The sequence below is a fragment of the Halobacillus amylolyticus genome (genome assembly GCF_022921115.1).
Classification (GTDB): Bacteria; Bacillota; Bacilli; order Bacillales; family Halobacillaceae; genus Halobacillus_A; species Halobacillus_A amylolyticus.
Genome location: NZ_CP095075.1, coordinates 2,284,371 through 2,297,669, shown reverse-complemented (window position 1 = coordinate 2,297,669; position 13,299 = coordinate 2,284,371). Strand labels below are relative to the sequence as shown.

12 protein-coding genes and 1 pseudogene are annotated in these 13,299 nt (G+C 41.9%); 8 read left to right on the top strand and 5 right to left on the bottom strand.

Annotated elements, in window-relative coordinates; all coding sequences use genetic code 11:
* Nucleotide 1 precedes the first annotated feature (1 nt).
* The gene (locus tag MUO15_RS11850; protein ID WP_245029491.1) at nt 2–1,180 is read left to right on the top strand and encodes an MFS transporter; all 1,179 of its coding nucleotides are present in this window, start codon (nt 2–4) and stop codon (nt 1,178–1,180) included.
* A gap of 58 nt (nt 1,181–1,238) precedes the next feature.
* Nucleotides 1,239–1,766, top strand: a complete 528-nt coding sequence (locus MUO15_RS11845; protein ID WP_245029490.1) for a hypothetical protein — start codon at nt 1,239–1,241, stop codon at nt 1,764–1,766.
* Between the two features lie 223 nt (nt 1,767–1,989).
* Here MUO15_RS11845 and MUO15_RS11840 read toward each other — a convergent pair whose 3' ends face one another.
* Nucleotides 1,990–2,859: an alpha/beta fold hydrolase gene (locus MUO15_RS11840; RefSeq protein ID WP_245029489.1), complete on the bottom strand. Its 870-nt coding sequence runs from the start codon at nt 2,857–2,859 to the stop codon at nt 1,990–1,992.
* Nucleotides 2,860–2,988: 129 nt separating this feature from the next.
* A pseudogene (locus MUO15_RS11835) lies at nt 2,989–3,710 on the bottom strand (Bax inhibitor-1/YccA family protein).
* Between the two features lie 149 nt (nt 3,711–3,859).
* Between MUO15_RS11835 and MUO15_RS11830 the strand changes: the two are divergent.
* The gene (locus MUO15_RS11830; RefSeq protein WP_245029488.1) at nt 3,860–4,285 is read left to right on the top strand and encodes a pyridoxamine 5'-phosphate oxidase family protein; all 426 of its coding nucleotides are present in this window, start codon (nt 3,860–3,862) and stop codon (nt 4,283–4,285) included.
* A 156-nt stretch (nt 4,286–4,441) separates the two neighbouring features.
* On the opposite strand, the gene MUO15_RS21685 is transcribed toward MUO15_RS11830, so the two are convergent.
* The gene (locus MUO15_RS21685) at nt 4,442–4,975 is read right to left on the bottom strand and encodes a DUF2254 family protein (RefSeq protein WP_256464125.1); all 534 of its coding nucleotides are present in this window, start codon (nt 4,973–4,975) and stop codon (nt 4,442–4,444) included.
* A gap of 20 nt (nt 4,976–4,995) precedes the next feature.
* Nucleotides 4,996–5,631, bottom strand: a complete 636-nt coding sequence (locus MUO15_RS21680) for a DUF2254 family protein (protein WP_256464124.1) — start codon at nt 5,629–5,631, stop codon at nt 4,996–4,998.
* Between the two features lie 352 nt (nt 5,632–5,983).
* On the opposite strand from MUO15_RS21680, the gene MUO15_RS11820 reads away from it, so the two are divergent.
* Nucleotides 5,984–6,427, top strand: coding sequence for a GNAT family N-acetyltransferase (locus MUO15_RS11820; RefSeq protein WP_245029487.1), 444 nt, complete (start codon nt 5,984–5,986; stop codon nt 6,425–6,427).
* Between the two features lie 79 nt (nt 6,428–6,506).
* A complete protein-coding gene (locus MUO15_RS11815) occupies nt 6,507–7,961 on the top strand; it encodes an aldehyde dehydrogenase family protein (protein WP_245029486.1) in 1,455 nt (484 codons plus the stop codon).
* Nucleotides 7,962–8,000: 39 nt separating this feature from the next.
* On the opposite strand, the gene MUO15_RS11810 is transcribed toward MUO15_RS11815, so the two are convergent.
* Nucleotides 8,001–9,179 (bottom strand): pyridoxal phosphate-dependent aminotransferase, encoded by a 1,179-nt coding sequence (locus tag MUO15_RS11810; RefSeq protein WP_245029485.1) that lies wholly within the window; start codon nt 9,177–9,179, stop codon nt 8,001–8,003.
* Between the two features lie 142 nt (nt 9,180–9,321).
* On the opposite strand from MUO15_RS11810, the gene MUO15_RS11805 reads away from it, so the two are divergent.
* The 3 genes from MUO15_RS11805 (at nt 9,322) to MUO15_RS11795 (ending at nt 13,199) form a co-directional block, all read left to right on the top strand.
* Complete coding sequence (locus MUO15_RS11805; RefSeq protein ID WP_245029484.1) at nt 9,322–10,656, top strand: FAD-dependent oxidoreductase; 1,335 nt, start codon at nt 9,322–9,324, stop codon at nt 10,654–10,656.
* 649 nt (nt 10,657–11,305) lie between these two features.
* The gene (locus MUO15_RS11800; protein WP_256464123.1) at nt 11,306–12,385 is read left to right on the top strand and encodes a nitric oxide synthase oxygenase; all 1,080 of its coding nucleotides are present in this window, start codon (nt 11,306–11,308) and stop codon (nt 12,383–12,385) included.
* Nucleotides 12,386–12,467: 82 nt separating this feature from the next.
* Nucleotides 12,468–13,199 (top strand): class I SAM-dependent DNA methyltransferase, encoded by a 732-nt coding sequence (locus tag MUO15_RS11795; RefSeq protein ID WP_245029483.1) that lies wholly within the window; start codon nt 12,468–12,470, stop codon nt 13,197–13,199.
* Nucleotides 13,200–13,299 lie beyond the last annotated feature (100 nt).

Below are 13,299 nucleotides of genomic sequence, written 5' to 3'. Positions count from 1 at the left end.
CATGCTTCGTTACTTGAAAAGTGTTCAACCCATTGTTTGGATTCAAACAGTTGGTCATGCCATTATAGCATTTATATCGGTCATCCTGCTGCCATTTTTAACGTTACATATGTACAATGAATTTGGCGGAAACCTTGTTCTTACTACACTAATCATAGGCGTGCAACCGCTGAGCGAGATTCTGCTTACCGTAACACTCGGAAAATGGGCGGATTCGATGGGGAGGCGTCCCATTATTTTCACCTCACTCAGCTTGCAAGTCATTGCCGTTGCGGGTTTTGCTTTTGCAGAAACGGTATGGATGTTTGCTACTCTTGGTGTACTAAATGCCTTCGGACGATTCATTTATGTCCCGGTGGCAAGAGCACAAATTGCAGATTTAATTCATATGGAAAAACAAGCTGAAACGTTTGCGATATTAGGAATGGCGGAGAGTTTAGGTTCATTATTAGCTCCGGTTGTTGGGGCGTTGTTCTTCCAAGTATCGAGGAGCTGTCTATTCCTGTTCGCGGCGGCACTCCTGTTTCTATACTTATTGCTATGTGTAAAATATCTTCCAGAGTCAAACGACAAGGGTGGTCAAGGGTCCCAAGACAAAGAGATTATTTCTCCTGATAACAAAAGGCCGACCCGTTTGTTACTATGGATGATGGCAGGCGCTCTGCCAATTAGTTTCTTTCATTCACAGATGGAAACCAATTGGCCGATATATTTAGAAGCACATTTTGTGAACTACCTCTTAATTTTTGCCTTGCTTGAAACAGTGGGGAGAGTCGTTTATCTTTTTTTGGAAGTCGTAATCGTAAATCAAACCAGCAGATTTAGGATTGAAAAGGTAGTTGGGTCTGGCTATATCTTATATGCGATGGCCGCATTCATCTTTGGATTAGAACAACATATCATTGCTCTTGTGGTGGCGCAGATCCTGTTATGCCTTGCATCAATGATTAGCTTAAACCACTTACAGGGAACGATTAGCAAACTGGCTCCAGCTAACGGAAGAGCGAGATATTTTGCGATATTCGGTACACACTGGGATATTTCTCGATCAGTTGGGCCGTTTATTGGTGGTTGGCTGCTTTCACAAATGGGAGGGATTGGATTATTTTTAACTGTGATGACCCTTGTATTAGCTGGAGGATGGGGGCAATATAAGACATTACTGAAAATACAATCATAGGAAAGTTTTGTATAATGGAAGAGTCTGAAATACTTTAAAGGGAGCAGGAGGAAGATTGATGTACTCAAATGAAGTGATGAAAGGAATTCGTTCAGCTTTAAATAAAGAAGCTTCAGCAGCAACAGACAGTTATATTGCATCTTTAACCAAGGTGGAAGCCATGGATCTATATCTTCAAGACTATGGTGAAAAAATTTCCCCCTCGGAAATTAGAAGATTGATCCTTGATATATTTAGGATCAATCTAGAGGGGATATCTGGTTTAGAAAGAAGTAGAATTTCGTTGTACTCTAAAGGTCAATGGATGACTCAACAGCCCACTGATTTATTCGTTGTTTCCACTGGACCTGATGATATTGATGTGAAGATATATCCTGGCGAGTATTTTGTAGAGAAAACCGGGTTAACAGCAATTCCGTATGAGCTCGCAAAAAAGTTAAAATCGTTAGGATATCGAGAGGATCAAAACCAGGAAGGCGCCCTTTACTATTGTAATCCAGCTTACACGGCTGTAGCTAATTCATTCAAAAAACAAACCATGGGCGCCATAGCCGAAACCGTCCAGAAACATTACCAAGAACTTTAAATCCCATTATTTGGATGACCTGAGGTGGATTTTACTTCCACCTCAGGTCATCCAAATAACCCCAATTAAACAGCGGCTCTTAACTCTTGCCGCTGAAGAAAATTGTAATATTGAGTGGTCTCCTAGTTTAGTGAATTTTTTTGTGAATCAGCATATATCACTTCAAATCGTGCATAAAACGAATTAAATATGCCAAAGCTCCCTCAAATACGCAAAAACCTCTTTAAATGTCTTGCTCGCTTTGGATGTTCCAGAGGAATTGTGCGATTGCTTGGTCCACTTCGGCAAATTCGTGTAAGCCAGAGTGTGTCGCGGCTTCATTGAAGAAAATTCTTTCCTGATAATTCACAGCGGGGATGATATAGCTAAGCCCCAGCGCGCTTTGTTTGGATACAAGGCCGTCCGTTTGTTTAGCAGGAGCAGCTTCTTGATTAATTACGCCTGCAATAGCCAACACACCAACCTTTGGGCTGATTTTTTCCTTATTCTCCATCATAGACGTTAATGCATTAGAATCCACTTTTAAGTCGACCGTGGCTGCCCCGGTATTTGTAGCAAAATAAGTTTCCTGCTCAATTCCCAGAAACGGACTGCCGATGGTGACCAGTTTATTCACTGTAGGAAAACTTCCCCGTTGGTTATTTAATAAAAAGTTTGTTGAAGCAAGCCCTCCCATAGAGTGGCCGACAAGGTTAACCTGGCTTATCCCATAGTCCTCTTTTAACGTCCACATTACCTTCTGCAGCCAAAATGTTTGAGATCTTATACTCGCACGGTCATTTTCAAAAAGAACCTGAATAAAAGGGTTCATCGTGTAGGGGATACTTCCACGAACTTGTACATTGCCTGAGGAAGACACGTGTATAACCATCTGCTTAGTTCCCCAATTATTTTCTTCAAACCGATCAAGTAAGGTATTGAACGTCCCGGGCCCACCTTTAAACCCATGAATAAAAACGGTTGGTGTCATCTGGGTGGTATCTTCAGAACGTGTAGGTGTAGAGTTAAGGAAAAAGAGGGAACTACCTAACAGAAAGAACAAGATGGGGATGAAAATATATTTTCTTTGGCGATAAAAAAAAGGATTGCGCATAACTTTCCTCCTGATGTGTTCTTTCTTCAGTTTAACATATTTTCAGGATTTATATTACAGTACCATTACAATTGTTACAAAAGTAATATAAATGAAGAATCAGTTCCTTTATAAAGGAACTGATTAATATTATCTTCTTAATTTCTGTAATAATCGCAGAATTTCGATATATAACCAAACGAGGGTAATCATTAGTCCGAAAGCCCCGTACCATTCCATGTGTTTAGGAGCCCCTCTATCGACACCTCTTTCAATAAAATCAAAATCAAGCACAAGGTTTAATGCTGCAATCGCAACGATAATTAAACTAATTCCAATTCCGATTGGACCGCTTGAGTGAAGATAAGGTACACTTGCCTGAAAAAATATATTTAACACAAAGTTAACGATATAAACGAGGAATATACCGAGAGTGGCCGAGATAACCATTAATCTAAAGTTCTTTGTTACCTTAATCACCCTCGTAGCATATAGAAAGAGCAGTGCACCCATAACAGCAAAGGTTAGTGAAGCCGCCTGAATGACAATACCCGGATAGTTAGCTTCAGCAAAAGAAGAAATTCCTCCAATAAAAAATCCTTCAAGCGTTGCATAAATAGGTGCAGTAATGGGAGCTGCTTTTGGAATGAAGACCGTGATCAAAGCAAAAACTAATCCCCCAATGGCTCCAATGATCATCATGAGATTGACATTTACCCCTTGGGAAAATTGATGCCATGTGTAAAATGCTGAGCCTAGCAAGAAAAGAAACAGGAAGAAGGTTTTTGCCACTGTTCCCCAAGAGACATCGTTGCACCAGTATTAGATCTTTGAAAAGCTTTATCCTTTAAAACGGGATTTCCACTTCGCATGAGGCTGTCACTCCTTTTCTTAATTATATATGTTTAAAAGGAACAGAACAAAGCAAAAGCAAGTGAGTAAAAAAGGTTTCGGTATGTTTATCTATTCCCTAGTACAGGAATACTACCTAAGAAGCTCCCAAGTGGAAAGGAGAATACCATTGAATCAAAAAGAACTTAAGAAGAAAATTTTTGACATAATGGAGCAACACCGTATAGGTACACTCGCTACGGTTAAAAATGGCAAGCCACACTCAAGATTTATGACTTTTTCAAACGACGATGAATTTACTTTTTACACTCCGACGAATAGAGAAACACATAAAGCGGATGAAATTGAGGCTAATCCTAACGTTCATATCTTGATTGGATATGAGGGTGAAGGGGTTGGTGACGTATACCTTGAAGTGGAGGGGCAAGCGAGGATTCGTGATGATCAAAAAATGAAAAACTGGCTATGGAATAATCACATGGAACGCTGGTTCACCGGGAAAGAGGATCCAGAATATATTGTACTTGAAATTTATCCGGAGAACATTCGGTTAATGAATAGTGGCAATGATACGCCGGAAAAATTGGATTTATAAACACGAAAAGAGTTGTCAGCAAAAAAGCTGGCAGCTCTTTTTAATGGTAAAGTGCGTGGAGCACGGTAATCATACGATAATCATACGATGGTTTAAGGAAATAAATCTCAGTGAATGAACGTTTAAAAATTGACAAAAGTCAGGCTTTAATAAGCATTACGTATTCTCATTGGCAAATGGATAAAAATTCCTCTCAATGTCCTTGTAATCGTCAAGGTTACCCGTAAGTTCGGCCAGCTTATGAACCTCCTGTAAAAGAAAGGTCTTATCCAGCTCATAAACAACTTCTCGTTCCGTGTGGTCAAGTGTATTGCATGCAAATTGCCATAATGATTCGTGTTTAGATTCATCAATCGACTCTGCCACAAGGGCTAAGGCACGGACAATCTCTGTAATGATCAAATGATTTCCTTTTGCATAATGTCGAATGTACCCAAACCCCCGGTAAATATAATAATCAAAGCTCTCTGATTGAAGGATTACTCGTACTTGTCCCAAATTATCTATTAAATAAGGTGTGAATGTAATGTAGTCTTCTACTGTCAGCATAAGCTCAGCCATTTGATTAATGGTGTTAGAGGCAGTCTTTGGATCATCATTTCCGATCGCCTTGATGGCGACTTCAGCCAGCTTATGCATTCCCATTTGCAGCTCTTGAATCTCTGTTTCCTTATGACCTATTTCAATCATTTTAATATACTTTTCTTCATTTACATTATCAGTATTTGGCCCCAAAAGCTTATGATTTGATTTCCTTCAAGGATATAATCCCCAACCTTATAGTGAAGTTTGAAGATAATATTATCTTCTCTTGCTTCTCTGATCATAGTGCGGTAGTCGGCAAGCTGAATGTAGCCGGATTTTTTGCTAGTGATGGATTGTGCGTTTTTCCTTTCCTCCTCCATTAGGTCGCCCTTCTCTTTCGTCCGATGGGCTTCTAAATCCTTACGGAGGGTTTGGTTAATCATCTCTTTAGAAACCTGTTTCATACTGTAGGTAATATTGTGAACCTGCATCCATGTTGTCGCATGATTGATAAAAAAGATAAAGGTGATGGAGGCTATAAAAGCAAGACCAATTGTAATCGTTGGTGTTGCTGTGAACATTTCTTTTGATGAATTACCAATAAATAAGAAGACGACGAGAACGTAAATAAAACTGCCATTAAAAATACCGAGTGCATGTTGTGTATGCTTGTCGGAAATGAAGTTCAGCAGCATCCGTGGCGAGAATTGCCCGCTAAATGTAGTTAACACAACGAGCAAGGAGTTGAGTGTAAAGGCACTGAGAGTGAGGATGCCACCAATCAGTGTACTGACGAGCATTCTTGTTACGGAGGCATCCATTTTTAAAAGTTCAAAGGTGTACTGTGAGACTTCTACATATAGATCTAAAAATATATAGATCTAAAAATAGGGTGATCGCAACGAGAACAAGTGCGAAGAGTATGTACAAAAGAGGCATATGCCAGAGTGTTAACTGAACCTCATGCTTACGTTGCCGTTTGGACATTTCCAAGTATTTTCTGACTGGTATGGGTAGTAACTTTGTGAGCATGACCAATATGGCTCCTTTTTAAGTAGAGACGGCTAGCTTTCCCTTATTGGTGTGATTCAAACTCGAATTTTGAGCGGGATTCTTTGAGGTGATAAAGAGTTTTTGTATAGTAAAAGTATTCTACAACTAAGGAGAATGATTATGAAATGGATACAGAAGACATTTGACCAGCTAACAACGAACGAGTTATACACCATCTTAGAGCATAGAACGGATGTTTTTGTAGTGGAGCAAAATTGCCCGTATAAAGAAGTAGATGGGCGTGACGATGAATGCGTACATATATGGCTTGAGGATGATGGTGAAATGATCGCTTATTGCCGGATTGTCCCGCCGCAAACCAGTGATGAATATGACGCAATCGGTCGTGTCCTCGTTACTAAAAAGGCACGCGGCAAGGGGTATGCAAGAGATCTAATGAATAGAGCGATTGATACCCTGAAGCAGAGAGGAAATGTTGCGAAGATTTCGTTGCATGGACAGGAACATTTACGCTACTTTTATGGGTCATTTGGCTTTGAGGAAATATCTGAGGTATATCTCGAAGATGACATTCCGCATGTAGATATGGTGATGAAGTTATAGTAGTTAGGTGATGTTTGCCACAGGTAAATAGGTGGAATAGGTATCTCTGTAACCTATTTATAACATGGAGGGTGCTCATATGAGTCCACAAACATTTACGAAACAATATATTAATGGGGAATGGAAGACTGGTTCAAGCGAAAAAACAGTCGAAAACGTGAACCCTTATACAAATCAAACGATCGCAATCATCCAATCTGCTAATGAGCAAGACTTGGATGAAGCCTATAAAGCTGCTGAGGCATCACAGAAAGATTGGCAAAGGGTTACACCTGGGAAGAAGCAGGCTTACTTTGATGCTCTACTTGGGGTTATGACTAAACGTAAGGATGAAATTGTTGATTGGTTGGTGAAAGAATCTGGTAGTACGCTCATTAAAGCGGAAGCCGAGTTTCAATCAGCGTATGGCATACTACGAGAATCCGCTTCTTTCCCAACTCGAATGGATGGTCAGATCTTACCATCGAATATACCGGGAAAAGAAAACCGTATCTATCGCACACCTAAGGGAGTGATCGGTGTCATTGGGCCGTGGAACTTCCCGTTTCATTTAGCGATGAGGTCCATCGCCCCTGCGATTGCAACAGGTAATACGGTTGTGGTTAAACCTGCATCAAGTACACCGGCTACGGCAGGCTTGCTTCTTGCCGAGCTGTTTGAAGAGGCTGGTTTCCCCAAAGGGGTTATCAATGCTGTCGTCGGGCGAGGGTCTGAAATCGGTGATGCATTCGTCACTCATCCAATACCGAAACTTATTTCATTTACCGGCTCTACGGAAGTGGGCAGTCATATCGGAGAACTGGCAGGAAAGCATATCAAAGATACAGCTCTTGAGTTAGGCGGAAATAATGCCATGCTCGTGCTTGAGGATGCTGACATTGAAAAAGCAGTCCAGGCTGCTGCTTTCGGTAAGTTTTTACACCAGGGGCAAATTTGTATCGCCTTAAACCGTATCGTTGTTCACGAATCGATTCATGATCAATTTGTGGAAGCCTTGAAGCAAAAGGTTGAAGGATTACAGGCTGGGGATCCTGCTGAAAAACAAACGGTTGTAGGTCCGCTCATTAATCAGGAGGCCGCCGAACGAATTCAAAAGGACATGAACGAGAGTATGGAACAAGGGGCTACAAGAATTGTCGGTGGAGAGGGATCAGGGAATTTGATGCAGCCTGCCTTGTTAATAAATGTTACGAATGAGATGCCAATTGCTAAAAACGAAATCTTTGGTCCTGTAGCTGCAGTCATTAAAGTTGCCAATGAAGAAGAAGCCATTCAAGTGGCCAATGATTCACCATATGGTTTAGGCGGATCTGTGTTTACTAAAGATGTCCACCGTGGTGTTGAGGTAGCGAAACAAATCGAAACGGGTATGATTCATGTTAATGATCAATCTGTAAACGATGAAGGTCACGTCGCCTTTGGCGGGGAAAAACAGTCTGGTTTAGGACGCTTTGGCGGCCCCTTTGCGATCGATAAATTTACGACAGTCAAGACGATCGGTGTTATGAGTGGCTATCGTGAATTTCCATTTTAATGAGTGATAAATAGAGTCAGAGCGATCATCGCTCTGACTCTAGTATTGTTGATGGAATTTTTTAAACCGTTGTAAGGACTCGTGTAGATCTTCCTTAGAGTTGTTTAGACCAATTCTGACATATCCTTCTCCGTAAGCACCAAAGCCTATACCAGGAGCAACGAATAGCCCAACTTGCTCGAGCAACTCATCAGCAAAGGATTGAGATGTAAAACCTTCAGGCACCTTCAGCCATACGAAGAAAGAGCCTTTACATGGCATGAGTTCCCAGCCTATTTCTTTAAACCCATCTATTAAGATGTTTCTTCTCGATTCATAAGTTTCACGTAATTCTTTAACCGACTCTTGTGAATCAAGCAAGGCAGTGGCCGTGGCTTCCTGAATCGCCCCGAACAAACTCACATAGTAGTGATCTTGAATTTTCTCGATCGCTTCGACCACACTCGGATTTCCAACAGCAAAAGCGACCCGCCATCCCGCCATATTGTATGTTTTTGACATCGTATAGATTTCAACACCTATGTCTTTAGCACCTGGTACTTGCATAAAACTGAGCGGCTTTTTATGATCATCGAATCCAATTGCCCCATAAGCAAAGTCATGGACGACACATATATCATTCTGGTCAGCAAACTCGATTGTTTTTTTGAAAAACTCTTCAGAGGCGACAGCACCTGTTGGATTATTAGGGTAATTCAAAAACATTAACTTGGCTTTTTCTAATGTTTCTTTATCCAGTCCATTATAATCCGGCAAAAAGTCGTTTTCTTGGAGAAGTGGCAGGGACTTCATCACCGCATCCGCTATCGCCAACCCTGACCAGTAATCAGGATAGCCCGGGTCAGGAACGAGAGCCATGTCGCCTGGATTTAAGAAGCATTGACTGAGCTCGACAAGCCCGGCTTTGCTCCCGAACATGATCGCCACTTCAGATGAAGGGTCAAGCGTCACGTTATATTCTCGTTTATAAAATTGAGCCACTGCTTCCTTCAGATAATCGAATCCCTGGAATGGCGAATACTTATGATAGACAGGGTTTTCAGCGGCTTTTTGTAACGATTGAACGATGTGATCTGGTGTGGGCTGATCAGGATTGCCTTGACCAAGGTTAATCACATCGTAGCCTTTTTCTTGGTATGTATTCAACTTTTTAACAAGTTTAGCAAAAAATTGATCTGGCAGCCGCTTGAGGGTTTCAGACTGAGGGAAGTTCCTCATATGATCACACCTTTGCAAGAGATTTTAGAAAAGTCTAATAAGTCATATTAACGCGTGGGCGGTGATTTGTAAAGTGAACGTGAATTTGTTGGACTTATAGAAGGGTATAATAACAATAGAAACTATGAAAGGGCGTGTAAGAATGAAATTTGTCATTATTGGCGGTGATGCTGCCGGTATGAGTGCTGCTATGCAAATTGTTCGAAATAGTGAGGATAATGAAATTGTCACTCTTGAACGCGGAAAGGTTTATTCATACGGTCAGTGTGGATTGCCGTATGTGTTTTCCGGGGATGTCGATTCGTTTGATGATTTAATTGCAAGAAAGCCTGAGACGTTTCGTGAAAAGTACGGGATTGACGCTCGATTGTTGCATGAAGTTATGGAGGTGGATTGTGAGCACAAAATTGTTTATGGGATCGATCATAGCAGTGGTAAGAAGTTTGAGGAGTCGTATGATCGTTTACTAATTGCTACGGGAGCAGATCCGGTGCTGCCGCCATGGGAAGGAAAGAACCTTTCAGGAGTTCACCCGTTAAAAACGATTCCCGACGCAAAGGCAATCATGGATGATTTGCAGGACGATGTGGATCAAGTTGCCATCATCGGCGGTGGCTATATTGGCCTTGAAATGGCCGAAAATTTAGCTGCCATTGGAAAAAAGATACGGATGATTGATCGCGGGGACCGTTTAGGAAAGATTTTTGACGAAGATATGAGTGAATTAATACATGAAGAAGCGGAAAAGCAAGGGGTGGAGATTTTGCTTAGTGAATCGGTTGAAGGGTTTTCCGGGGAAGACAATAAGGTATCAAGTGTTATCACGGACAAGGGAGAATATGAAACGGACTTAGTCTTAGCTGCTGTAGGGGTAGCGCCGAATACATCATTTCTAAACGAAACGGGAATTTACACGAGTTATAATCAGGCGATTGAAGTCAATGCATTTATGGAAACGAGCATTATGGATATCTACGCAGCCGGGGACTGTGCTACACAGTTCCATCGTGTGAAGCAGCGTCCGGACTATGTGCCGCTTGGGACTCATGCAAATAAACAAGGGAGAGTTGCGGGATTAAATATGATTGATAAACGGCGAGTTTATCATGGGATTGTAGGTACATCGATTCTGAAATTCTTTGATCTGACACTTGCTCGGACGGGTTTGTCATCACGAGAGGCAGAGGAAGAGCATTTTTCTTATCAGACCGTTTCGATTGAATCGACACATGAGGCCGGATATTACTCAAAAGACAACCCGATGACCCTGAAATTAATTTACGATGAGCAGTCACGGAAGTTGCTAGGCGGCCAGATCATCGGACACCAGGGTGTAGATAAACGGATTGATGTACTAGCAACAGCCATTTATCAACATATGACCATTGATGAGCTCATCGATCTTGACCTCGCGTATTCACCCCCTTATAACAGTGTATGGGATCCGATTCAGCAAGTGGCTCGTCGGGCAAAGTGATACCTTTGGGTGGTACGCATCAAAAGGCAGCAATATCTTTGATTTGTTTTTTGAATAAGTAAGAAGCATCCACTGATGGAGGCCACTAAAAAGTCTGTGTATAGTAAAAAAAGAAGATGACCCACTCCATTAAGGAAACTCACTATATAATGTAATAGATGATCGCAGGAATAATAGGAATGTAGTTATTGAATTAAAGAGCCGTTATCTGGAATAAAGGTTAGAAACGGAGCCAGGGGTCAGGGAACGACTCGCTCTTTCCGCGGCCTCACACGATGTGAGGTCGTTCGATGTTGGTACATACCCCACACGACGTGGGGTAGTTCGGCGTTGAAACAGGACGTTTCGATTTAGCCGAACTTCTTCTGTCATCGTTCTTAATCGAACTTCCTTGTTCCCAAGCCTCCTCGCTTCGTTGCGGGGTCTCGACGCGCCAGTTTTTCCGCAGGAGTCTCGTCTTTCCCCAGCCACCTTTCTCTTTTTATAACGGACCCCACCATTCCTTATAAAAATTAACAAACGTCAGTCTCTCTTTCAGCGTACTCCACTGATGTGGGTGCTTTTTTTGCTAAAAAACCCTGTATACCCATAAAGGTATATTAGATGTGGTAAAATAAATGAAATCACAAAGCACAGGAGGCAATCCGTTTTGAGTACTAGTTTATGGCAGGAGGCTGAAACATTTATTTGCCAGTGTCATAAAGAACTTGGCAAAATGAATGAACATATCGACGAAAGATTAAGAGAAGTGAAAGAGGCCATAGATCTTACAGGAACCTATCATCATACATATGAAGAACTTGAGTATGGCGCTAAAGTGGCCTGGAGAAACAGCAATCGCTGCATTGGACGTTTGTTTTGGGATGGTTTAAAAGTTTTTGACCAGCGTGAAGTTGGGGAGGAAGAGGAGATACGTGATGCCCTCTTTGCTCATATGGACTACGCTACAAATAGAGGTAAAATCCGTTCGACTATATCGATATTTAAACCGAAGCGGCAAGACGAGGAAATCCGCATTTGGAATCATCAACTTGTTCGATATGCTGGGTATGAAGAGGGAAATCAGATTATAGGTGATCCGGCCTCAGTTGAATTTACAAAAAAGTGCCAAGAGTTAGGCTGGCAGGGCAAGGGTGGGAGCTTCGATGTTCTTCCGCTCGTTATACAAATCAATAACGATCCACCTAAATGGTTTACTATACCGAAAGAAAAGGTGCTCGAAGTCCCGCTTCGTCATCCTGAGTATGAGTGGTTCGAATACCTTGGGCTAAAATGGTATGCCGTTCCGTTTATTTCGGATATGTGTCTTGAAATTGGCGGTCTGGAATATACCGCGGCTCCTTTTAACGGATGGTATATGGGAACTGAAATTGGGGCAAGAAATCTAGCTGACGACTCTCGTTACAACCTATTGCCACCAGTTGGAGAAGGAATGGGGTTGGATATCAGACGTCATGCCTCCCTTTGGAAAGACCGTGCCCTTGTAGAACTGAATCAGGCCGTACTTTATTCATATAAAACAGATAAAGTAAGCATCGTCGATCATCACACAGCTGCCCAACAGTTCCAACTTTTTCAAAATAAAGAAGCGAAATGCGGCCGTGAAGCGACAGGTGATTGGAAATGGCTTGTCCCTCCGATGTCACCAGCGTCAACGGACATCTTTCACCAGTCATTTGAGGATCGAATGGATACACCGAATTACTTCTATCAAGATAAAGCGTTTTGAAGAGAGGGAGAGAATGCGGTATTCGCGACTTTCAGGATATAACTGCGAAATTCAATTTTTTATCCGTTAAAGGAGGCCTCCTATGGAGTATAAAGGTTCGTCAGTATACGACAATGAGCAGTTTTTCAGTAATTTTTTAGCAAGAAGAAACCGTGAAGAGAGTCCTAATAATACGATGGAATACCCAGCTTTTATGGAGTTACTCGGCGATGTTAGTCAGAAAAGGATTCTTGACCTCGGATGTGGTGATGCCCAATTCGGTGTAGAGCTGCTTAGGCAGGGATGTTTATCATATGAAGGGGTGGAGGGGTCTCGTAAAATGGCAGAGCAGGCTATTTTGAACCTCGCTGGAACAAGAGGGAAAGTATTTCATTCTTCTATGGAGCAATGGGAGTATCCTCTTGATCATTATGATGTAATTGTATCAAGAGTCTCATTCCATTACATAAAAAGACTCGAACGCATTCTTGAGCAAATCCATCATGCTCTTCATGAAAAAGGCCGATTTCTTTTCAGCGTCCAGCATCCACTATTAACTTCTTCTCAAGCGAGTGCTGAGCAAACAGCACGAAAGACGGATTGGATCGTCGATGATTATTTTGACTGCGGAAAACGTGTGGAACCGTGGATCAATGAAAAGGTAGTGAAGTATCACCGGACATTTGAAGAATACTTCAGGTTAATAAAAGCTGCAGGGTTTATGATTCAGGATGTAAGCGAATGTGGGCCAAGGAAAGAGAACTTTAGTAAGGAGGAAGAGTATAAGAGACGGAAGCGTATTCCATTGTTTCTTGTCTTTGCTTGCCAAAAATAAGGAAAGCCCGCAAACCGCGGGCTTTTTCCACTTTCGCCGCGGAACTTTTAAATTGGCCGTTAAAATCCCAGTATAGCCGCGTTTTTTGGGTGAATAGCCG

Bases quoted from the DNA above. Each gene is read 5' to 3' on its own strand.
- MUO15_RS11795 (WP_245029483.1), top strand. From the start codon at position 12,468: ATGGAGTATAAAGGTTCGTCAGTATACGACAATGAGCAGTTTTTCAGT.
- MUO15_RS11805 (WP_245029484.1), top strand. From the start codon at position 9,322: ATGAAATTTGTCATTATTGGCGGTGATGCTGCCGGTATGAGTGCTGCT.
- MUO15_RS11820 (WP_245029487.1), top strand. From the start codon at position 5,984: ATGAAATGGATACAGAAGACATTTGACCAGCTAACAACGAACGAGTTA.
- MUO15_RS11815 (WP_245029486.1), top strand. From the start codon at position 6,507: ATGAGTCCACAAACATTTACGAAACAATATATTAATGGGGAATGGAAG.
- MUO15_RS11845 (WP_245029490.1), top strand. From the start codon at position 1,239: ATGTACTCAAATGAAGTGATGAAAGGAATTCGTTCAGCTTTAAATAAA.
- MUO15_RS11840 (WP_245029489.1), bottom strand. From the start codon at position 2,859: ATGCGCAATCCTTTTTTTTATCGCCAAAGAAAATATATTTTCATCCCC.
- MUO15_RS11850 (WP_245029491.1), top strand. From the start codon at position 2: ATGCTTCGTTACTTGAAAAGTGTTCAACCCATTGTTTGGATTCAAACA.
- MUO15_RS21685 (WP_256464125.1), bottom strand. From the start codon at position 4,975: ATGATTGAAATAGGTCATAAGGAAACAGAGATTCAAGAGCTGCAAATG.
- MUO15_RS11810 (WP_245029485.1), bottom strand. From the start codon at position 9,179: ATGAGGAACTTCCCTCAGTCTGAAACCCTCAAGCGGCTGCCAGATCAA.
- MUO15_RS21680 (WP_256464124.1), bottom strand. From the start codon at position 5,631: ATGGATGCCTCCGTAACAAGAATGCTCGTCAGTACACTGATTGGTGGC.